The sequence below is a fragment of the Actinacidiphila oryziradicis genome (genome assembly GCF_005047355.1).
Lineage (GTDB): Bacteria > Actinomycetota > Actinomycetes > Streptomycetales > Streptomycetaceae > Actinacidiphila > Actinacidiphila oryziradicis.
In genome coordinates this window covers 42230-62431 of sequence record NZ_SUMC01000019.1, presented here as the reverse complement: position 1 = coordinate 62431, position 20202 = coordinate 42230, and the positions used below count along the sequence as shown (strand labels likewise).

General features: G+C 70.6%; 16 protein-coding genes. 6 read left to right on the top strand and 10 right to left on the bottom strand.

Going from position 1 to position 20202, the window contains the following annotated elements:
* Window positions 1-198: 198 nt before the first annotated feature.
* On the bottom strand, window positions 199-2202 hold the full coding sequence (locus FCI23_RS20485) for a beta-galactosidase (RefSeq protein ID WP_136725383.1): 2004 nt from the start codon (window positions 2200-2202) through the stop codon (window positions 199-201).
* Between the two features lie 159 nt (window positions 2203-2361).
* On the opposite strand from FCI23_RS20485, the gene FCI23_RS20480 reads away from it, so the two are divergent.
* The 5 genes from FCI23_RS20480 to FCI23_RS20460 all read left to right on the top strand — a co-directional run bounded on the left by FCI23_RS20480 (window position 2362) and on the right by FCI23_RS20460 (window position 7285).
* Window positions 2362-3657 (top strand): ABC transporter substrate-binding protein, encoded by a 1296-nt coding sequence (locus FCI23_RS20480; protein WP_136725382.1) that lies wholly within the window; start codon window positions 2362-2364, stop codon window positions 3655-3657.
* Between the two features lie 17 nt (window positions 3658-3674).
* Entirely contained in the window at window positions 3675-4622 is a 948-nt protein-coding gene (locus FCI23_RS20475) for a carbohydrate ABC transporter permease (RefSeq protein WP_136725471.1), read from the top strand.
* Window positions 4619-5515 carry a carbohydrate ABC transporter permease gene (locus FCI23_RS20470; RefSeq protein WP_136725381.1) on the top strand — a complete coding sequence of 299 codons (897 nt, stop codon included), beginning with the start codon at window positions 4619-4621 and terminating at the stop codon, window positions 5513-5515. Before FCI23_RS20475 ends, FCI23_RS20470 begins: the two co-directional genes overlap by 4 nt.
* Before the next feature lie 35 nt (window positions 5516-5550).
* Window positions 5551-6576: a LacI family DNA-binding transcriptional regulator gene (locus FCI23_RS20465; RefSeq protein ID WP_407646002.1), complete on the top strand. Its 1026-nt coding sequence runs from the start codon at window positions 5551-5553 to the stop codon at window positions 6574-6576.
* A 97-nt stretch (window positions 6577-6673) separates the two neighbouring features.
* The gene (locus tag FCI23_RS20460) at window positions 6674-7285 is read left to right on the top strand and encodes a DsbA family protein (protein WP_136725380.1); all 612 of its coding nucleotides are present in this window, start codon (window positions 6674-6676) and stop codon (window positions 7283-7285) included.
* Window positions 7286-7329: 44 nt separating this feature from the next.
* On the opposite strand, the gene FCI23_RS20455 is transcribed toward FCI23_RS20460, so the two are convergent.
* From FCI23_RS20455 to FCI23_RS20440, 4 genes are read right to left on the bottom strand one after another with little or no spacing between them, the layout of a single operon-like run.
* Window positions 7330-8112, bottom strand: a complete 783-nt coding sequence (locus FCI23_RS20455; RefSeq protein WP_136725379.1) for a creatininase family protein — start codon at window positions 8110-8112, stop codon at window positions 7330-7332.
* A 56-nt stretch (window positions 8113-8168) separates the two neighbouring features.
* Window positions 8169-9023 (bottom strand): FAD-binding oxidoreductase, encoded by an 855-nt coding sequence (locus FCI23_RS20450; protein WP_136725378.1) that lies wholly within the window; start codon window positions 9021-9023, stop codon window positions 8169-8171.
* 51 nt (window positions 9024-9074) lie between these two features.
* Window positions 9075-9971 carry an MBL fold metallo-hydrolase gene (locus tag FCI23_RS20445; protein WP_136725377.1) on the bottom strand — a complete coding sequence of 299 codons (897 nt, stop codon included), beginning with the start codon at window positions 9969-9971 and terminating at the stop codon, window positions 9075-9077.
* A complete protein-coding gene (locus FCI23_RS20440; protein ID WP_136725376.1) occupies window positions 9968-10495 on the bottom strand; it encodes a flavin reductase family protein in 528 nt (175 codons plus the stop codon). The genes FCI23_RS20445 and FCI23_RS20440 overlap by 4 nt, the downstream gene beginning before the upstream one ends.
* Before the next feature lie 171 nt (window positions 10496-10666).
* Here FCI23_RS20440 and FCI23_RS20435 point away from each other — a divergent pair, with 171 nt between their 5' ends.
* Entirely contained in the window at window positions 10667-11311 is a 645-nt protein-coding gene (locus FCI23_RS20435; RefSeq protein WP_136725375.1) for a helix-turn-helix domain-containing protein, read from the top strand.
* Window positions 11312-11442: 131 nt separating this feature from the next.
* On the opposite strand, the gene FCI23_RS20430 is transcribed toward FCI23_RS20435, so the two are convergent.
* From FCI23_RS20430 to FCI23_RS20410, 5 genes are all read right to left on the bottom strand, one after another.
* On the bottom strand, window positions 11443-14433 hold the full coding sequence (locus FCI23_RS20430; protein WP_246143861.1) for a glycoside hydrolase family 2 TIM barrel-domain containing protein: 2991 nt from the start codon (window positions 14431-14433) through the stop codon (window positions 11443-11445).
* Between the two features lie 139 nt (window positions 14434-14572).
* Window positions 14573-14851 carry an endonuclease/exonuclease/phosphatase family protein gene (locus tag FCI23_RS20425; RefSeq protein ID WP_136725374.1) on the bottom strand — a complete coding sequence of 93 codons (279 nt, stop codon included), beginning with the start codon at window positions 14849-14851 and terminating at the stop codon, window positions 14573-14575.
* Complete coding sequence (locus FCI23_RS20420; RefSeq protein ID WP_136725373.1) at window positions 14842-18027, bottom strand: alpha-mannosidase; 3186 nt, start codon at window positions 18025-18027, stop codon at window positions 14842-14844. Before FCI23_RS20420 ends, FCI23_RS20425 begins: the two co-directional genes overlap by 10 nt.
* Window positions 18028-18041: 14 nt before the next feature.
* Window positions 18042-19385, bottom strand: a complete 1344-nt coding sequence (locus FCI23_RS20415) for a 6-phospho-beta-glucosidase (protein ID WP_136725372.1) — start codon at window positions 19383-19385, stop codon at window positions 18042-18044.
* The gene (locus tag FCI23_RS20410; RefSeq protein ID WP_136725371.1) at window positions 19382-20134 is read right to left on the bottom strand and encodes a DeoR/GlpR family DNA-binding transcription regulator; all 753 of its coding nucleotides are present in this window, start codon (window positions 20132-20134) and stop codon (window positions 19382-19384) included. The genes FCI23_RS20415 and FCI23_RS20410 overlap by 4 nt, the downstream gene beginning before the upstream one ends.
* Between the last annotated feature and the right edge of the window lie 68 nt (window positions 20135-20202).

Below are 20202 nucleotides of genomic sequence, written 5' to 3'. Positions count from 1 at the left end.
ATTGTCCCTTCGACGAACGGGCTGGGTGGGGTGTGATTGGGTTTGGGACTGACCGGACGGGCTCGCTTCCATCGAGCCCGTCCGGGGTAGCGGGGGCCTTTTTCCCCTGACCCTCCCCCAGCCTTCGGCCGGGAGGTGCCCCCAGGAGGTGCCCCCATCTGGCTTCGCTCCGCCCTGCGGAACGACTGCCCACAACCCCTAGTCGGCGCGGACTACACGCACCGCGCCCGGCGGCACCGCCAGTACGCCTGCGGCCCGCTCGCCGGTGAGCAGTTCGGTGCCGGCGGCGCCAAGGGGCACCTTGGCCTCCGTGGCGGTGTGGTTGATCGCAAAGAGGTACGAGCCGTGCTCGCCGGTGCGCCGCACGACCTCGACATCGCGCGGGAGGTCGTCGCGCGGGCTGATCCCGGCGTCGGCGGCAGCGGCGGCGAGTACGGTGTCCAGGGCCTCGGGAGCGAGCCGGGTGGAGATGTACCAGGCGGCGCCCCGGCCGAGCTGGTGCCGGGTGATGGCCGGGCCTGCGGCGGCGCGGCCGTCGGCGTAGGTCCAGACGGGCTCGGCGCCGCGCGGGACGTTCGGGACGACGAATTCCGTCCAGACGTCGGCCGGTAGCACGGAGCCGTCGGCCGCCTCGATGCGGACTCGTTCCCCCCGGAGCAGCGGCGACCACTCCTCGACGGTCAGGCCGAGGACATCGCGCAGGGCGCCGGGGTAGGCGCCGGGGTGGACGGTGTCGTGCTCGTCGACGATGCCGGAGAAGTACGAGACGACGAGGGTGCCGCCGCCCTCGACGTAGGCGCGCAGGTTCTGGCCGACGGCCTCGGTGGCGAGGTAGAGGGCGGGCACGACGACCAGGGGGTAGGCCGAGAGATCGGCTTCGGGGTGTGCGAAGTCGACGGTGAGGTGCCGGTCGTAGAGCGTTTCGTAGAAACTGTCGGCGCGCTCGCGGGCGTCGTGGTCCTCGGTGGGCCGCCACTCCAGGTTCTGCGCCCACCAGGACTGCCAGTCCCAGACCATCGCGGCGTCGGCCATGGTCCGGCTGCCGGCGATGCCGGCGAGCGCGCCGATGTCCGCGCCGAGGGCGACCACTTCGCGCCAGACGCGGTTGGCGGTCCCGGCGTGCGGAAGCATCGCGGAGTGGAACTTCTCGGCGCCCTGCCTGGACTGCCGCCATTGGAAGAACATCGCGCCCTCGGAGCCGCGCGCCACGTGCCCGAGGCTGTTGCGGGCCATTTCGCCGGGGCGTTTGGCGGGGTTGCGGGGCTGCCAGTTGACGCCGCTGGTGGAGTGCTCCAGTACGAGCCAGGGGGCGCCGCCCGCGACGGAGCGGGTGAGGTCGGCGGCCATGGCGAGGTTGACGTGGGTGCGGCGGCCGTCGGTGATCAGGTAGTGGTCCTGGGCGACGAGGTCCACCTCGCGGCCCCAGGCCCAGTAGTCCATGGAGTCGCACTGGCTGAGCGCGGTCATGAAGTTGGTGGTGACCGGGACGCCGGGGGCGAGGCGGTGCAGGATGTCCCGCTCGGCGATGAAATTGCCGCGCAGGGTCTCGTCGGTGAAGCGCGCGTAGTCCAGCTGCTGTGCCGGGTTGCCGACGGTCGGGGTGACACGGGGAGCGTCGATGTGGGCCCAGTCGCCGTAGTGCTGGCCCCAGAAGGCGGTGCCCCAGGCGGTGTTGAGGGCGTCGAGGGTCTGGTACCGGGCGCGCAGCCAGCTGCGGAATTCCTCGCCGGAGGCCTCGCAGTAGCAGGCGTTGACCGGCACGCCGTACTCGTTGTGCACGTGCCAGAGCGCTACCGCGGGGTGCTTCCCGTAGCGCCGGGCGAGCTGCTCGGTGATCCCGGCGGCGGCCTGCCGGTAGGCGGCGGAGCTGTGGCAGATGGCGCCGCGTGAGCCGAATCCGTACCGTACGCCCTCTTTGGTGACGGGCAACGCCTCGGGGTGTGCGGCGTAGAACCAGGCGGGCGGCGCGACGGTGGGGGTGGCGAGGGCCACGCGGATGCCGCCTGCATGAAGCAGGTCGAGGAGCCGGTCGAGCCAGCCGAAGTCGTGGACCCCAGGGGCCGTTTCCAGCCGGGCCCAGGAGAAGACGCCGACGCTGACCATGGTGACGCCGGCCTCGCGCATCAGGGCCACATCCTCGTGCCAGACCTCCTCGGGCCACTGCTCGGGGTTGTAGTCACCGCCGTAAGCGAGACGTGACATCGGATCTCCTTTGGGAACGTGCACAGCCGCCAACTCGGCGGCTCGGCCTAGATAACCGCATGGCAACAAGCATTGACAAGTGTCCGGAAAGTTTCTCTACTGTGAACGCCACAGCGCGACTGTGAACGATCACAGCGTCCTCGTCAGGGGAGGAACCCCATGAACCACCGCGCCTTCGCGGCGTCCACCGCAGCCGTCATGGCAGCCGCACTGCTCGCGGGCTGCAGTTCGTCCGGCAGCAGCGGCAAGGCCGATTCCGGCCCGGTCAACCTCACCTACTGGGCCTGGGCACCCGGCCTCGACAAGGTCGTGGCGATCTGGAACAAGTCGCACCCGAAGATCCAGGTGACGGTGAAGAAGCAGGCGTCCGGCGACGACCTGGTCACCAAGATCATCACCGCCGCGAAGGCCCACAAGTCACCGGACCTGGTTCAGGTCGAGTACCAGGCGCTCCCCACTCTGGTCAGCAATGACGTCCTGGCCGACATATCGAAGCAGGGCGGGGACGCGAAGAGCAGCTTCGCGGACGGCGTGTGGCAGCAGGTCACCCTCGGCTCGAACGCGGTGTACGCGATCCCGCAGGACACCGGGCCGCTGATGTTCTACTACCGCCAGGACCTGTTCAAGAAGTATAAGCTGTCCGTCCCCACCACCTGGGACGAGTTCGCGGCGACCGCCAAGGCCCTGAAGAAGAAGGACAGCACGAAGTCGCTGACCACATTCTCCAGTGGTGACCCGGGGCTGTTCGCGGGACTGGCCCAGCAGGCCGGCGCCAAATGGTGGACCGCCAGCGGTGACAGGTGGAACGTCGCCATCAATGACGCGGCTTCCAAGAAGGTCGCCGACTTCTGGGGCGGCCTGGTCAGGAGCGGTGCCATCGACAACCAGCCGATGTACACCCCGGCCTGGAACAAGGCGCTCGACACCGGCACCCAGATCGCCTGGGTCAGCGCCATCTGGGCCCCCGGTGTCCTTGCCACCGCGGCGCCGGACACCAAGGGCAAGTGGGCCATGGCCCCGCTCCCCCAGTGGAACGCGGGCGACAACATCACCGGCAACTGGGGCGGCTCCACCACAGGCGTCTCCAACGACTCCACACACAAGGACGCCGCAGTCACGTTCGCCAAGTGGCTCAACACCGATCCGACGGCCGTCGCCGCGCTGGTGAAGAACGGCGCCATCTACCCGGCCGCCACCGAGGCACAGACCGGCGGAGCGCTCGCCCAGGCCCCTGACTTCTTCTCCAACCAGCCGGACTTCTACACCAAGGCCGCCGCGATCGCCAAGACCACCGCGGGCGCCGCCTGGGGCCCCAACGTCAACGTCGCGTACAGCGCCTTCAAGGACTCCTTCGGCAACGCCGCCCAGAAGAAGTCCGACTTCCTCACCGCGCTGACCGCCATGCAGACCACAACCGTGGCCGACATGAAGAAGCAGGGCTTCAAGGTCTCCTGATCATGACCTCCACCGCCATGGCCACCAAGAAGGCCACCCCCGCGCGCGCGTCCCGTCAGCGCGCCGCGGGGCCGCGTTTCGCGCCGTACGGCTTCCTGGTCCCCGCGACCGTCCTGTTCCTGCTCTTCTTCGCGCTGCCCATCGGCTACGCGGTCTTCCTCAGCCTGCACAAGGTCAAGATCAGCGGCCTGGGCCTGGGCAAGAACGCCCGCCACCAGGTGTGGGCGGGCCTGAGCAACTACAGCGGTGTCCTCGGCGACACCGAACTGCTCCACGGCTCCCTACGCATCGTGGGATACGGCGCCCTGGTCATCCCCACCATGCTGGGACTCGCCCTCCTCTTCGCCCTGATGCTGGACGCCAACCGGACCCGGCTGCGCGGCTTCTCCCGGCTCGCGATCTTCCTGCCGTACGCGGTACCGGGCGTCGTCGCCGCCCTGCTGTGGGGCTTTCTGTACCTCCCCACCGTGAGCCCGTTCGACTTCGTGCTGGGCAAGCTGGGCCTGCCGATCCCGGACCTGCTCTCCGGTGGTGCCATGTTCGGGGCGCTCGCCAATATCGCGGTCTGGGGCGGCACCGGCTTCAACATGATCGTGATCTACACATCGCTGCGTGCGGTGCCCGCCGAGATCTACGAGGCGGCCCGGATCGACGGCTGCTCGGAGCTGCAGATCGCGCTCCGTATCAAGATCCCGACCCTCGCGCCGGCGCTGGTCCTTACCTTCTTCTTCTCGATGATCGCGACCTTGCAGGTGTTCAGCGAACCGACCACCCTCAAGCCGCTGACCAACTCCATCTCCACCACCTGGAGCCCGCTGATGAAGGTCTACCAGGACGCCTTCGTACGCGGTGACATCTACTCGGCGGCCGCGACCTGCGTGGTCATCGCCGTCGTGACCCTGGTCCTGTCCTTCGCCTTCCTCAAGGTGGCCAACTCCCGTACGAGCCAGGGAGAATCCCGATGAGCGCCGCCACCATCGCCCGCCCCGACGCACCGACGGCGCCCGCACCGGCTGCCGCCCAGCGCTCCCGCCGGCCCGGGCTGGTCCCGACCATCGTGCTGCTGTTCGGCGCCGCGTACTGCCTGCTGCCGGTGGCATGGGTGCTGGTCGCCTCCACCAAGAGCAGCCGCGAGCTGTTCTCCACCTTCACCTTCCTGCCCGGCACCGGCTTCACCCAGAACATCGCCGACCTGACGGCGTACCGCGACGGCGTCTACTGGAAGTGGATGCTCAACTCCCTCTTCTACGCGGGCTTCGGCGCGCTGCTGTCGACCGCCGTCTCCGCCGTGAGCGGCTACGCGCTGGCCAAGTACCGCTTCCCGGGTCGCGAGTCCATCTTCAACGTCCTGCTCACCGGGGTACTCATGCCGCCGGTCATCCTCGCCATCCCGACGTATCTGCTGATGGCGAAGGCCAACCTCGCGGACAGCTATCTCTCGGTCCTGCTGCCGAGCGTCCTGTCCCCGTACGGCATCTATCTCGCTCGGATCTACGCCTCCGCCGCCGTGCCGGACGATGTCATCGAGGCGGCCCGGATGGACGGGGCGAGCGAGTGGGGGATCTTCCAGCGGATCGCGCTGCCGGTCATGGTGCCGGGACTGGTTACGGTCTTCCTCTTCCAGTTCGTGGCGGTCTGGAACAACTTCCTGCTGCCGTTCATCATGCTGGGCGACGACAACAAGTTCCCGGTCACACTGGGCCTCTACACCCTGCTCCAGCAAGGTAACTCCGCCCCGGCCCTCTACACCCTGGTGATCACCGGGGCGCTGCTGGCGATCGTCCCGCTGATCGCGCTGTTCCTGGTGGTCCAGCGGTTCTGGAGCCTGGATCTGCTGTCCGGGGCCGTAAAGTCCTGACCAGCCGCACACCCCGCCTCACACCCACGGAAAGGCTGCCCGCTTTGAAGGAACGACGTCGCCCGCCGACCATCCACGATGTGGCACGCGAGGCCGGGGTCTCGCGCGGCACGGTGTCGCGGGTGCTCAACGGCGGGCACAACGTCAGTCCGACGGCGCTGGCGGCGGTCAACGCGGCGATCCGCAGGACGGGGTACGTCGTCAACCGGCACGCCCGCAGCCTGATCACGGGGCGTTCGGACTCGGTGGGCTTCCTGCTCACCGAGCCGCAGGAGCGGTTCTTCGAGGACCCGAACTTCAGTGTGCTGCTGCGCGGCTGCACTCAGGCACTGGCCGCGCACGACATCCCGTTGCTGCTGATGATCGCCGGTAACGAGGCCGAGCGGCGCCGGATAACGCGGTACATCACCGGCGGCCATGTCGACGGCGTGCTGCTGGTCTCCAGCCACTCCGGCAACCCCATGGCCGAGCGGCTGGCCAAGGCCCAAATCCCGGTCGTCGCCTGCGGTGAACCGCTCGGGCTCGGCGGCCAGATCGCCTATGTCGGTGCCGACGAGCGCGGCGGCGCCCGGGCGATGGTCCGGCATCTCGCGGCCGGCGGACGGCGCCGGATCGCGACGATCACGGGCCCTCTCGACACCCCGGGCGGCGTCCAGCGGCTCGCCGGGTACCGAGAGGAGCTGGCCGCCGCCGGGCTCCCGGCCGACGAGGCGCTGATCGCCGAGAGCGACTACAGCCGGGCTGGCGGCGAGGCCGCGATGACGGCCCTGCTACGGCGCGCCCCCGACCTCGACGCGGTCTTTGTCGCCTCCGACCTCATGGCGCAGGGCGCGCTGGTCGCGCTGGAACACGCCGGGCGCAGCGTCCCGCACGATGTCGCCGTCGGCGGCTTCGACGACTCGCCGGCCGCACTGGCCACCCGGCCGCCGCTCACCACGATCCGGCAGCCGTTCGACCGGATCAGCACTGAGATGGTGCGCCTGCTGCTGGCCCGTATCGCCGGTGACGACCCCTCGGCGGTCATTCTGCCGACCGAGCTGGTGCGGCGCGAGTCATCCTGACCCTTGAGATTTTGCCCCGGTTTGCGGCGACGAGATACCCGGCCGAAGCTGGACGGGCCCGCACCTCGCGGGCACCGCATGAGCTGGAGGCACGGGAATGCAGCTCGTCTACGTCTTCGACGCCTATTGCGGCTGGTCCTACGGGTTCGCCAGGACCCTCGCCGACCTGGCCGACCGTCACCCGGACAGCCCTGTCGAGGTGGTCTCGGGCGGCCTGTTCACCGGCACCCGTCGGGTCCCGGTCCGCCAGTTCGGCCACGTCCAGGCCGCCAATGCCAAGATCAGCCGGCTCACCGGGGTCTCCTTCGGTGACGGCTACGAGCGGCTCATCGCCGACGGCTCGTTCGTCATGGACTCCGAAGCCGCCGCGCGAGGCATGGCGGTCCTGCGCGAGGCCGCTCCGCGCCGGGCGACGGGGCTGGCCGCGGCGCTCCAGGCGGCGTTCTACGTGGACGGGCTGAGCCTGTCCGATCCCGCGACCTACCGGAAGATCGCCGACGCGAACGGGCTGGACGCCGACACCATTGTCGCCGCCTTCCGGTCCTCCGGCGCCGACACCGCGGCTCGGGCCGACTTCCGCCGGGCGCGGGAGCTGGGGGTCGATGACTTTCCGACGCTGCTGGCGGTGGATGGCGGGCAGACCACGGTGGTGGCCGTCGGCCACGCAACGGCCCACCAGCTGGACCATCGCCTCAGCGGCTTGGTCTGAGCGACGCGACGCGACGGCACGGCCATGGCGGCGGCGGGCTCCCGTCAGCCGGTCGGGCGGTAGGGCAGGAAACGGGCACATTCGCGCAGTGCGGCGGCGTTGTTGGCGATCGCCGCTTCGACGAGTTTGCGGCCGAGTTCCGGTGTGGCCGGTGCGGGATCGCCGATGACGCCGTTTCCGGTGCCGAAGTCGTCGCTGGTCCAGCCGAAGGAGACCGGCTTGCCGAAGCCGATGTACTCGTACGCCGTCAGATGGTCCGGGACGCTGCGGCGGGCCTGCGCCATGTCCACCAGCTCCGGGTGGAGGTGGCGCATCGCGGCGGTCTCATTGAGCCCGCCGTGCACGCCGAGCCCGAGTTCCGAGGCGGGCGAGGTGCCCCCCTGGTCGGCGGGGAGCGATGCGTGGAGCAGAAAGGTCCGCAGGCCGTGCCGGGTGCGCAGTTCGCGGAGCACGACGCCGAGCAGGGCGCTGTTGCCGCCGTGGGCGTTGAGGAAGGCCAGCCGGCGCACCGGGCCCGCGGCCAGGGAGCGCCCGATGTCGTCGAGCACGGCCAGCAGGGTGCGGGCGCCGAGCCACAGGGTGCCGCCGGACCAGGCGTGTTCGTCGGACTTCGCGTACGCCAGCCCTGGCAGCAGGGTGATGTCGCAGGTCTCCCCGGCGGCTCGGGCGGCTCCCTCGGCGATGGCCTCGGCGATGTAGTAGTCGGTGGCGACGGGCAGATGGGGCCCGTGCTGCTCGATCGCGCCGATCGGCAGGACGGCGACGGTGTCCTCGCGCAGCCGCTCGGCGGCCGGAGCGGTGAGGTCGATGAAGCGGGTGAATGCCACGGTAACTCCTTCCTGGGTATACGTGTTTGTCCGGGCCGTGGCCGTGGTGACACGGGCTACGGCGCCGGCAGCTTGCCGGGGTTGAGCAAGCCCCGTGGGTCAGCGGCGCGCGCAGCGCTCCGTACGAGATCGACCCGGCGGTCCACGTACCAGTTGTGCGGGCTGTGCACACCGACCCCCAGCACTTCGAGGGCGGCGATGCCGTCGTAGACGGTCTGCTCGTCCTCGTATCGCGCCATCAGCATCCCGACGGTCCCGGAGCGCATCCCTTCCAGGTGCAGCAGGGTGCCGGGGAAGACCTTCCTGATCTCCGCGGGGTCGCCGAGCAGCACGTCACCGCCGATCTCCAGGTGGAACCAGCCGTCCTCTGCCTTCATCAGGTGGTACGTGGGGTGGTTGAAGGACAGCGAGCTGACCAGCGCGGGGCCTTCCGGCGCGGGCCGGACCTCCAGGACTCTTCCGCCGTGCCGGGAGATGATCGCCCGCGCGGTCCCGGCCGCCCCGGCCTCGACGATGGCGCGCAGGCTGAGAGCCGCCGGGTCCAGTGCCGGGTCGGGCTGGAAGGCCCGGACGAGCCCGGCCTCGTCCAGGGACGCGAGGCGCGGTGCCGGTTCGAGACGTACGAGATCGGACAGTGCGGCGGTGGCCGGCCGCCAGTCGTCGAAGGCCGCGAAGAGCCCGGTCCAGTCGCGGGCCCGCTGCAGCCGCACGGTCGCGGTGGCGGTGATGCCGGAGGTGCCGTAGGCGTGGATGTACAGGAGTGCGTCGGCGCCCCGTACGGTGAAGGGCTCGGCGTCCGCCGTGCAGGGGACGACTTCCGGACAGGTCGATTTCGTCCGGCCCGGCGGGCAGCAGGCCGGGGGCGGCGACCCGGCGGACGAGGCCGTCGACGCCGTCGAGCAGCAGGTCACGGACCGCCCCGTCGGGGAGACGCGCGTCGCGCAGCAGCAGCTGTGGCAGGGTCATCGCACCGATTCCCGCGGGGTCGTGAGCGGGGCGGTGAGCACCGCGAAGCCGTCGAAGTCGTGGCGGCGGACGGGTACGCCGAACATGTCGGCCGACGCGGTGGGGCGGGTGCGGCCGTCCCGTACGGCCTCGAACGCCTCGGCCACCTGCCCCACGAAGGTGCGGGACCCGCGGTGCCGCAGATTGTGGCCGAGCAGTGCGGTGGTGACCGGGAGTCGCGCCAGGCGGCAGGTCGAGGCGGCGAAGGCGGCCACGTCGGCGCCCGGCACATGGGCGAAGAAGGTGCCGCTGATCAGGGTGTCCCCGGCCAGCAGCAGACCGGTCTCCGGTTCCCACAAACAGATGCCGTCGGGCGAGTGGCCGGGGGTGTGCAGCACCTCCAGCCGCCGGCCGCCGAGGTCGAGCACATCGCCTTCGCGCAGCAGCCGGGTGGGCCGCACCGCCTCGATGCGCCAGTCCGCCAACTCGGGCACGGGCCGGACCTCGATGCGGGAGTCGGTGAGGAAGAAGCCGCCGGTGTCCAGCGCGTGGAACTCCTCGTATCTCTCCCGCAGCCCACGTGCGATGTGCCCGTACGACTCCAGCCACTCGCGCGGCGCCGGGGTGGTGTGCAGGTCGGCGCCGTCGGCGTGGACGGCGATGTCCTTGGCGTATCCGGCCAGGGAGGCGTTGCCGCCGCGGTGGTCGAAGTGGTGGTGGGAGTTGACGACCAGCAGGGGCAGCGCGGTCAGCTTCCGGACCTCCCCGCCGATGTCGTCCATGCCCATTCCGGTGTCGTAGAGCAGGGCCAGGTCGTCGCCGAGCAGGAGGTAGCTGTTGACGTGGCCGGGTTCGGCGATCACATAGGCGCCGGGGCCGGTCTCGCGTACGGAGAACCACTGGGGACCGGTCATGCGGCCGGGGCCGCGTCGAGCGCGTGGTAGCGGCGGCCGTGGTGGACCAGGGCGGTCGGGCCGCCCGTGCCGGGCATGATCCGTTCCACCGCGGCGATCAGCAGCCGGTGGTCCCCGGCCGGCAGGTCCTCATCGACGCGGCACACGAGGACACAGGAGCTGTACGCCCTCAGCAGCGGCAGTCCTGTCCCGTCAGCGGACCATTCCAGGGCGGCGAACCTGTCGGCCGTACCCTCGGCGAACCGGCGGGCGACGTGCTCGGCGCCCGCGTGCAGGATGTTGAGCGCGAATCTCCGGCCGCCGAGCAGCACGGGCAGGGTGCGGCCGGCCCGGTTCACACCGACCGCGAGCGGTTGCGGCTCACGGCTCAGGCTCATCACGACGGTGCTCGTGAAGCCCACCGGGCGGCCCTCGGGTGTCGGGGCCGTGACAACGCAGACTCCACCGGCCAGCGCTGCCATGGCATCGACGAAAGCGGCTTCCGGTGGGACTCCGGCGGAACGGTCGGCGGTGGTCGCGGTCATGCGGGCTCCCTGGCTGGCTGGGCGGCGGGCTGACGGCACAGGACTACACTGAGAATGTTCGTGACATCAACATTGAGCGTAGGACCCCGGTGTTTCGGCGGCGTAAAACCCCGGCTGCCGCCTCCACCGGAGCGACCGGGCCCCCGACCACGACCGCTTAGGATTCCCGTCATGCCAGCCCAGCCCGCAAGCCGCACAGCGCCCGCCGCCCAGTCCACCGCCCCGGACCAGGACGCGGTACTGCGCGCCGGGCTCGGCGCGGCGATCCGGCGGCTGCGCAAGGAGCGAGGCCTGACACTTGTCCAACTCGCCCGGCTGGCCGAGCTGTCGCACCCCTTCCTCAGCCAGCTGGAACGGGGCCTGACCCGGCCGAGCATGCCTTCACTGCACCGCATCGCCCGCGCCCTGGGCACCACACAGCAGGCCCTCATGGTCGCCACAGCGGTATCGCACCCTGACACCCCGGCCAGCTCCGTGCACCTCGTACGCGCCGGTGAAGGCCTCCCTGTGAGCAACTCCGGCGGGGTGGCCCGGATGCTGGGAGCCGCCTCCTACGCCTGGCACCCCGTCGAGTACACCGGAGCCCCGCCGGCCTTCGAGGAGTACTACGACCACCCGGGAGACGAATTCCTCTACCTGATCGACGGCGAGATCGAGATCGACCTGCAGACCTTCGACGGCCCCCGCCTCCACCGCCTCGGCCCCGGCGACAGCATCTGCTACCCCGGTGGCACCCCGCACCGCTGGCGCGCGGTCGGCGCCCCCGAGCCAATCCGGATCCTCACCGTCCAGAGCGCCACAGAGCCGCACCCCTGACCCGTTGTGGGCAGGCGTGCGGCAGGGCCGAGCGAACTCCTGAGGGCACCTCCCGGCCGAAGGCTGGGGGGTAGCTGGGGGAGGGTGGGCACAACGGAGCCCCCGCCCCGCACATGCCCACCCCACAGGCGTCACGCCGGGAAGAGCGTCCACGACCAGTGGTACGTGCCCGGCCCGATGAGGTAGCGCGGCAGCGTGTCCGGCCCGCAGGACGCGGTGCCAAGCCCCCGGTGAGCGGCGTCTAGATGCACGACACAAGCGGCCCGTGGAACGAGCTCGTCATGGTGAGCGGCAGCAGCAAGGTCGGCCGCGCGGTAGCGGGTAACGCTGACCTGACGGGGAGCGTCAAGGTGGATCGTGGCACCGGCGACGCCCGGCCCTGCGAGGGCAAAGTGGCGTACGGCGTTCCGGCCGCCGCTCTCCTGCGGGCGCAGGTACGGCGTGAAGAGGGCGTCGACGGAGGACCGGTGGTGGCCGACGGGGTCGGAGGCGCGGCGGTCGGGGTAGGTCTCGCCGGGGCCGTGGCCGTACCAGTCGAGGGTGGTCAGGCCGGGGACGGTCTCGAAGACGGTGCCGACGCGCGGGACGTCGGTGAGGGCGTCGGGGAGGACCGCGGTCTCCTCGATCAGCAGTCCGGAGAGGCCGTCGGCGCGCACCAGCGGGGTGATGACCTGCTCGTGGCGGATGGTTCCGGCACAGTCGGTGGTGTATTCGGCCAGTACTGCGACACGCCCGGCCCGCCGCTCGACCGACACCAGTTTGCGCTGGACGGCGTCCAGCCCTTGGGCCTGCCAGCGCTCCGCGATGCCACCCCAGCGGTCGTTGTCGGTGGGCGCGCGCCAGACGCTGAGGGTGGGCGCGGAGGCGAAGAGGGGGTGGACGAGCAGGCCGTCGTCGTCGAGCGGGATCGGGGACACGGAGGAGATGCCGACGGCGTCGGCGCGGGTGAGCAGATCGCGGTCGTCGGGGCGGAGGGTGAGCTGCGGGGTGCAGACGAGGGTGCCGTCGGCGCTGGTGACACGGAGAGTGGCGAGGGCCTCGGCGACCGGGGGCAGCGGGATGACAGCGGAGGCGCCGGGCGCTAGGTCGGGGAGGTCGGCGGGGGCGGTGCCGCCCGCCTCCAGCCGCCACTGCGCGGTGAGCCAGGACAGATCCCGGAAGTGCTGGTGGTTGGTGACGCGGACCTCGCCCTCGGGGGTGAGCTCCAGGCGTACGGGGGCGGCCAGTTCGCGGTGCTCGGCCATGGCGGGCTTGGGGGTGCGGTCGGGGAACACGACACCATCGGCACAGAAATTGCCGTCGTTGGGCGTGTCGCCGAAGTCCCCGCCGTACGCCCAGCGGTAGCCGGGGGCGGTGACTCCGTCCGCGTAGGCCGCTGGGTCGGCGGCCGGTCCGGCGGGGCGACCGGGTGCCTTCCCGTCTTTCCCGTCGAGTCGCTGGAGGATGCCGTGGTCCCAGAACTCCCAGATGAAGCCGCCCTGGAGACCCGGGGTTGACTCGATGGCCTGCCAGTATTCGGCGAGGGTGCCGTTGCTGTTGCCCATGGCGTGGGAGTACTCGCACTGGATGAGCGGCATGGTCTGCCGGCCGGAGCGGGCGTGCGCGGTGATGGCCTCGATGGAGGCGTACATCGGGCAGAGGATGTCGCTGGCGGTCTGCGGCTTGTCCCAGTGGCCCTCGTCGTCCTTGATGGCGCCTTCGTACTGGATCGGGCGTGTCGGATCGTAGCGGCGCAGCCAGCCGGCGGCGGCGTCATGGTTGGCGCCGTAGTCGCTCTCGTTGCCCAGGGACCAGATGATGATGCTGGGGTGGTTCTTGTCGCGCAGCGCCATACGGGAGACGCGGTCGGTGAAGGCGGCGAGATAACGGGGGTCGTCGGCGATCTCGTGGGCGTGTTCGTGGGACTCGATGTCGGCCTCGTCGACGACGTAGAAGCCGAGTTCGTCGGTGAGGCCGAGAAGGGCGGGGTCCGGCGGGTAGTGGGAGGTGCGGACCGCGTTGAAGCCGTAGGCCTTGAGCAGGTTGAGGTCGGCGCGCAGGTCGTCGGGGGTGACGACGCGGCCGGTGAGGGGGTGGAAGTCATGGCGGTTGACGCCTCGGATGTAGACGCGGACGCCGTTGACGAGGAGGTCGGTGCCGGCGATCTTGACGTCGCGGAAGCCGATGCGCTGCCGCGACTCGTCAGCGAGGGTGCCGTCGGGGTGGTGGAGGCGGACGGTGAGGTCGTAGAGGGCGGGGATCTCCGCGGACCAGGGCTGGACAGCGGGGACCGCGGCGTTGAGGCGGGCCTCGCCGAGGAAGTCGGAGACGCGGCCGCTCGCGGTGCAGGCGTCGGCGAAGTCCTGGTCGGCGGCGATCTCCAGGGGGCCGGACGCGGTTTCCAGGACGCCGGAGACGGTCCAGCCGGACGGGAGTATGCCGCCGTCCGCGGTGGTCCGCACCGACAGGGCGACGCTGAGTCCACCCGAGGCGTCGGCCGTGATCTGCACGTCCGCCAGGTGCAGCGGGTTGGTGGCGTAGAGGCGGACGGGGCGGGTGATGCCACCGTGCCACCACTGGTCCTGGTCCTCGATGAAGGTGGCGTCGGACCATTTGACGACGGTGAGGCGCACGGTGTTGCGCTCGCCGGGGCGGGCGGCGTCGGTGACATCGAACTCGCCGGCCAGGTGGGAGTCCTTGCCGATGCCGACGGGGGTGCCGTTGAAGGTGGCGGTGAGGACGCTCTCGGCGGCGCCGATGTGCAGGACGATACGGCGTCCCGCCCACTCGGCCGGGAGGTCGAGATCCCGCTCAAAGACGCCGGTCGGGTTGGCGGCGGGCACACGCGGCGGGAGCTCGGGCCACGGCATCTGGATGTTGGTGTACTGCGGAAGGTCGTTGACGCCGTGGATGTCGTCGAAGTCCTGGACGGTCCAGCACCCGGGTACGTCGATCTCGGCCCAGCGCCCGGCGAGCGGCGCCTCGGGGGCGGGGAGCAGCTGGAACCGCCAGCTGCCGTCGAGCGGGAGGGCGGGTGAGACGGTGTCGGGCCGGATGACGGCGTGCATGGGCAGTCGCCGCCAGCTGACGGTCTCCGGGGAGTCCCAGGGGCGTAGCGGAACGGCGGGGTGGTGCTCCGGCATGGGGTTTCCCTCCCGGGAAGTGGTCAGTGCGCGGCGGCGTGGAGGTCGGTCACGACGCCGAAGTGGTCGGAGGGCCAGACTGCCCCGTGGGGCGTGGCGAAGGCGAGGCGGGTGTTGCGGGGTGTCAGGCCTGAGCCGCTTATGAAGAGACAGTCCAGGCGCTCATCCGGTTCTTCCCACTCGCGTGCGTAGTCGTTGGCCTGGGCGAACGACTACGCACGGGGCGCCGTTCCCGGCCTTTGACCAGGCGTCGGTCCAGCCGCAGTGCGCTCTCCTGCGGTTCCAGGACGAGGTACCGGACGCACTCCTGGAGGCCTATGACGTCGGGGGCGAGCCGCTGGAGTTCGCTGCGGACCGGCCGGAGCCGGTCCGGCCGGGGGCCGGACCGGCTCCAGATGTCGAGTGTGGCTACGCGCACGGTGTGAGGCGCAGGGTGAGGATCTGGAAGGGCCGCAGACTCACCGGGATGCCGCCGTCGGCGTCAGGCTCGATCGGGTCCTCGTCCAGCGGACGTTCCAGGAGGTCGACGACCTGGGCGTTCGCCACCGGGAAGCCGGGGGTCACCCTGGTGCGAGCCCGCCCGCCCAGGGATTCATACATTCGTACGATGACATCCCCGGACCGGTCGTCGGCCAGCTTGACGGCCTCGATCGAGGCCGCCGTACCCTCGATACCCACCAGCGGCGCGGGCGCCTCCGCGGCGGCTCCCGGCTCGACCCGCAGCGGTAGGTTGAGCGCGTAGCCGCCTTCCACCGCGTCGGCGATCGTGGCTCCGGGCAGCAGGGAGTACGTCATCCGGTGCGCACCCTGGTCCGCGTGCGGGTCGGGGACGCGGGGTGCCCGTACCAGGCTGAGCCGCAGGGTCGTGGTGGTGCCGCCGTCCTCCCGGGCGGTGCGGCCGACATCATGACCGTAGGTCGAGTCGTTGAGGACCGCGACTCCGTAGCCCGCCTCGGCGACATGGACCCAGCGGTGGCAGAAGACCTCGAAACGGGCCGCCTCCCAGCTGGTGTTGGTGTGGGTGGGCCGGAACACATGCCCGAACTGGATCTCGGCCGCCGAGCGGTCGGCGTGGACGTCCAGCGGGAAGGCCGCCTTGAGGATCTTCTCGGTCTCGTGCCAGTCGAGCTCGGTGTCGATGTCGATGCGCGGGCTGCCGGCCCGCAGTGTCACGGTCTGCACGACCTTGGACGAGCCGAAGGAGCGCTCGACCCGGATGGCGCCGACCAGCGGGCCGCTCTCCACGACCGTGATCGAGTCGACAGCGGTGAGGTCGGTGTACCGGCGCTTGTAGTGCTTGTCGATGTCCCAGGCGTCCCACTCGTTGGGCAGGTCGGTGTGCAGCCGCAGCAGGTTGCCCCGCTCCCCCGGCGCCAGGACCTCGCGGTCGGCGACCAGGTCGCGTACGGAGACGAAGAGACCGTCGTCGTCGAACTCGACGCGGACGAGGCCGTTGGCCAGGGTGCGGTCCGCCGCGGTGACCGGTGCGACGGGTGCCGCCTCTGCGGCGAGCGGGGCGGCGCCGGAGCCGGGCACCGTCGTGTAGACGGCTGTCGTGCCGTCGGACAGCGGCTGGCCTTCGGCCGGGGCGAGGTCTGACGGGACCGCTATCACCTCGGTGCGGTCGCGGGGGCTGGTGTTGAACACCCACGGTGCGGGCCGGTGGCCGGGTTGTGCCCACCCTCCCCCAGCTACCGCTGGGAGGTGCCCCCATCTCGCTTCGCTCGGCCCTGCGGGACGATTGCCCACAACCTTGGTAGCCGCTGCGATCAGCTTTTCCAGCTCTTCGCGGACCCGCGCGTACGTCGCCTCTGCCTCGCGGTGCACCCACGCGATCGAGCTGCCGGGCAGGATGTCGTGGAACTGGTGCAGCAGCACCGTCTTCCACAGCCGGTCCAGGTCCTCGTACGGGTACGCGTACTCCGAGCCCGCCCGCAGCGCCGCCGTCGCGGCCCACAGTTCGGCCTCGCGCAGCAGGTGCTCGCTGCGCCGGTTGCCGGACTTGGTGCGGGCCTGGCTGGTGTAGGTCGCGCGGTGAAGCTCCAGGTAGAGCTCACCGGACCAGACGGGGGCGTCTTCGTACTCGGCCTGGGCGTCGCGGAAGAAGGCGTTGGGATCCTGGACGACGACCTTGGGCGAGCCTTCGAGGTCGCGCAGGCGGCGGGCCTTCTCCATCATCTCGCGGGTGGGGCCGCCACCGCCGTCGCCGTGGCCGAAGGGCACCAGGGAGCGGGTGCCGCCGCCCTTGTCGGCGTAGTTGCGGACGGCGTGGGCCATCTCCTCACCGGAGAAGATGGCGTTGTAGGTGTCGACGGGCGGGAAGTGGGTGAAGACCCGGCTGCCGTCGATGCCCTCCCACCAGAAGGTGTGGTGCGGCATCTTGTTGGTCTGGTTCCAGGAGATCTTCTGGGTGAGGAACCAGTGCATCCCGGCCAGCCGTGCGAGCTGCGGATACGCGCCGGTGTAGCCGAAGGAGTCGGGCAGCCACACCCCCTCGCACTCGACACCGAACTCCTCCGCGAAGAACCGCTTGCCTGTGACGAGTTGGCGGGCCATCGCCTCGCCGCCGGGCAGATTGCCGTCGGCCTCGACCCACATGCCGCCGACCGGGACCCAGTTGCCGGCCTTCGCGGCGTCCTGCATCCGCTGGTAGACCTCGGGATAGTGCTCCTTGGCCCAGGCGTACTGCTGCGCCTGGGAGCAGGCGAAGACGAAGTCGGGGTAGTCCTGGGCGAGCGCGGTGACGTTGGAGAAGGTGCGCGAGGTCTTGCGTACGGTCTCGCGCAGCGGCCACAGCCAGGCGCTGTCGATGTGGGCGTGGCCGACCGAGGAGAGGGTGTGCGCGCTGGCGTTGGCGGGCCGGGAGAGCACGTCGGTGAGCTGCTCGCGGGCAGCGGCGGCGGTGCCGGCGACATCGGCGATGTCGAGGGCATCAAGCATCTGTTCCAGGGCGCGCAGCAGTTCATGACGGCGCGGGTCGCCGTCGGAGAGCTCTCGCATCAGCTCGGCCGCGACCTCGATGTCGAGCACGAGGTGCCAGACGTTCTCGTCGAGTACGGCGAGGTCGGCGCGGCCCATCGTGTAGATCGGCTCGGGCGGCGCGGTCAGCTTGTCGCCGAAGGGGGTCGGCAGGAAGCCGTTGGCCAGGATGTCGGGGTTCGCGGCGGCTTCGAGGAGCAGCTCGACCGGCTCGCCGCCGTCGGCGGGGTTGGCGACGGGGACGTACTGATTGCGCGGCTCGATGCCCTTGACGGGTTGCCCGGCGGCGTCGTGGACCAGGGCCTCGGCCTGGTTGCCGGGCCAGTCGCCGACGAAGCCCAGGTCGAAGACGGCCTCGACACGCTTCCCGGCCCATGCGGCGGGCACGGTGCCTGTGGCGCGGATCCAGGTCGTCGACCAGGGCCTGCCCCAGCGCTCGCCGACGGCGAACGGTGCGTAGTCGGCGGCCAGGGCTTCGGCGACGGGGACCGGCTCGTCGGGGACGTGCCAGGCGGTGAGGGTGAGCGGGATGGACGCGGCGTACACGGCGGGGCGGATCCGCTGCTCAAGGACGCGGTCGAGGCGGCCCTCGACCTGCTTGCGGTCGTCATGCATGGGTCGTCAGGCTCCTAGTCGCGGAGGTAGGCGAGGTCGGGTACGTGTTTCTGGTAGCCGTCGAGCAGCCGCTGGGCGACGGTGACGGAGTCGACGAGCGGGTGCAGGGCGAAGGCCCGCAGTGCCGCCGCCCGCTCGCCGGTCGTCGCGGCGTGGATGACGGCGCGCTCGACGGCCTTGACGGAGGTGACCAGGCCGATGGCGTGATCCGGCAGCGGGTCGCCGACGATCGGGCGCGCGCCGTTGGCGTCGACGTGGCAGGGCACCTCGACAACGGCTTCGGCGTCCAGCGGCTCCAGCACGCGTCTTCCTCGTACGTTGAGGATCAGGGTGGTGCGTTCGTCGAGGGCGATGGCCCGCATCAGGGCGAGCGCGACAAGTTCGTAGCCGCCGGACTCCAGGTCGCAGGAGTTGCGCTCGCCGCCGCCGACAGCCTCGCGGTTCTCGGCCATGTAGGTGGCCTCGCGCTCCAGGCGGGTGGCGTCCCATGCCTCGAAGGGCGGGGTGCCGGGGGCTTCCATCCGCTCGTAGAAGCGTGACTGCTGCCCGAGGAGGAAGGCGCCCCGGGTCTGCTGGGCGGCGCGGGCTCCGGCGACGGCTTCGCGGTTGAAGTAGTAGTAGTGCAGATATTCGTTGGGCACCGAGCCGAGGGTGCGCAGCCAGTCCGCGCCGAAGAGCTTGCCCTCCTCGAAGGAGGTCAGCGCGGTCTCGTCGGCGAGCAGGCGGGGCAGTACGTCGACGCCGTCGACGCGGATGGCGCGCAGCCAGCCGAGGTGGTTGAGGCCCGCGTAGTCGAACCAGGCGCGTTGCGGGTCGATGCCGAGCGCCCGCGCGGCCCGCCGGCCGAGGCCGACCGGGGAGTCGCAGATGCCGATGACGCGGTCACCGAGGTGGTGGGACATGGCCTCGGTGACCATGCCCGCCGGGTTGGTGAAGTTGATGACCCAGGCCTCGGGCGCGAGCCGCGCGATCCGGCGGGCGATGTCCACTGCGACGGGGATGGTGCGCAGTCCGTACGAGATGCCGCCCGCGCCGACCGTCTCCTGCCCGAGAACGCCCTCGTCCAGCGCGACGCGCTCGTCGATGACGCGTCCGGCGAGGCCGCCGACCCGGATGGCGGAGAAGACAAAGTCCGCGCCCGTGACAGCCTCGTCGAGATTCGTTGTGACGGTGACCTCGGGCGGATCGCAATGATCCGCCGCCTGTTCGCGCAGCACCTTGACGATGGCGTCGAGCCGCGAGGCGTCCAGGTCGTGCAGGGTGACATGAGTAACCCTGCCCTCGCCCTGGTCCGCCAGGAGGGCACGGTAGACGAGCGGGACCCGGAAGCCCCCGCCGCCGAGAATCGTCAACTTCATACTTCGACCACCTCCACCCCTGCCTCGCTCAACGAGGTACGGGTCGTTGCGTCCGCCGGTGCGTTGGTCACCACGACGTCAAGATCTTCGGGACCGCACACCCGGGCCATCCCGGTGCCGGGGAATTTCGCGGCGTCCGCCACCAGCACCACCTTGTCGCTCGCTGAGATCATGGCGCGCTTCACCGGTACCTCCACAGCTGTGGTGTCCAGTATCTGGCCGTCCGGCCGCACTCCGCTGGTGCCGAGGAACAGCACATCGGCACGGACCTGGCGGAGATTGTCCTCGGTGAGGAAGCCGACCAGGGAGCGGTAATCACGCCGGACGACGCCGCCGAGCAGTACGAGCTGGATGTCCTTGTCGTCCTGCAGCTCCTCGTACACGGCGAGATTGCTGGTGATGACGGTGAGGGCGCGGCCGCGCAGCTGTCTGGCCACCCGATGTGCCGTGGTGCCGATGTCGAGCAGGACAGTCTCGCCGTCCCGTACGAGTGCGGCGCACCACGCGGCGATGGCCTCCTTGGCCTCCACCCGCACCCCCGCCACATCCGTGAAGGGGTCGTCCTCCCCGACCACCGGCACGGCGCCGCCGTAGACCCGCTTGAGCAGACCCTCGTCCTCCAGCTGGAGGAGGTCGCGGCGGATCGTCGCCTGGCTGGCGCCGAGTTGGTCGGCCAGCACGGTGACAGTGATTGGGCCGTCCGCACGCAGTGCGCGCAGGATCAGCTCATGTCGTCGGTCGGGAAGCATGGGCTGACCATACTCTTCAAAGTCGAGCACAGTCACGCATTTTTCTGCTCGACTCTTGTCAACTTCGC

What these genes read in the sequence shown, in the direction of transcription:
- FCI23_RS20485 (WP_136725383.1), bottom strand. Translation starts at nt 2,202, where the DNA reads ATGTCACGTCTCGCTTACGGCGGTGACTACAACCCCGAGCAGTGGCCC.
- FCI23_RS20480 (WP_136725382.1), top strand. Translation starts at nt 2,362, where the DNA reads ATGAACCACCGCGCCTTCGCGGCGTCCACCGCAGCCGTCATGGCAGCC.
- FCI23_RS20475 (WP_136725471.1), top strand. Translation starts at nt 3,675, where the DNA reads ATGGCCACCAAGAAGGCCACCCCCGCGCGCGCGTCCCGTCAGCGCGCC.
- FCI23_RS20470 (WP_136725381.1), top strand. Translation starts at nt 4,619, where the DNA reads ATGAGCGCCGCCACCATCGCCCGCCCCGACGCACCGACGGCGCCCGCA.
- FCI23_RS20460 (WP_136725380.1), top strand. Translation starts at nt 6,674, where the DNA reads ATGCAGCTCGTCTACGTCTTCGACGCCTATTGCGGCTGGTCCTACGGG.
- FCI23_RS20445 (WP_136725377.1), bottom strand. Translation starts at nt 9,971, where the DNA reads ATGACCGGTCCCCAGTGGTTCTCCGTACGCGAGACCGGCCCCGGCGCC.
- FCI23_RS20440 (WP_136725376.1), bottom strand. Translation starts at nt 10,495, where the DNA reads ATGACCGCGACCACCGCCGACCGTTCCGCCGGAGTCCCACCGGAAGCC.
- FCI23_RS20435 (WP_136725375.1), top strand. Translation starts at nt 10,667, where the DNA reads ATGCCAGCCCAGCCCGCAAGCCGCACAGCGCCCGCCGCCCAGTCCACC.
- FCI23_RS20430 (WP_246143861.1), bottom strand. Translation starts at nt 14,433, where the DNA reads ATGCCGGAGCACCACCCCGCCGTTCCGCTACGCCCCTGGGACTCCCCG.
- FCI23_RS20420 (WP_136725373.1), bottom strand. Translation starts at nt 18,027, where the DNA reads ATGCATGACGACCGCAAGCAGGTCGAGGGCCGCCTCGACCGCGTCCTT.
- FCI23_RS20415 (WP_136725372.1), bottom strand. Translation starts at nt 19,385, where the DNA reads ATGAAGTTGACGATTCTCGGCGGCGGGGGCTTCCGGGTCCCGCTCGTC.
- FCI23_RS20410 (WP_136725371.1), bottom strand. Translation starts at nt 20,134, where the DNA reads ATGCTTCCCGACCGACGACATGAGCTGATCCTGCGCGCACTGCGTGCG.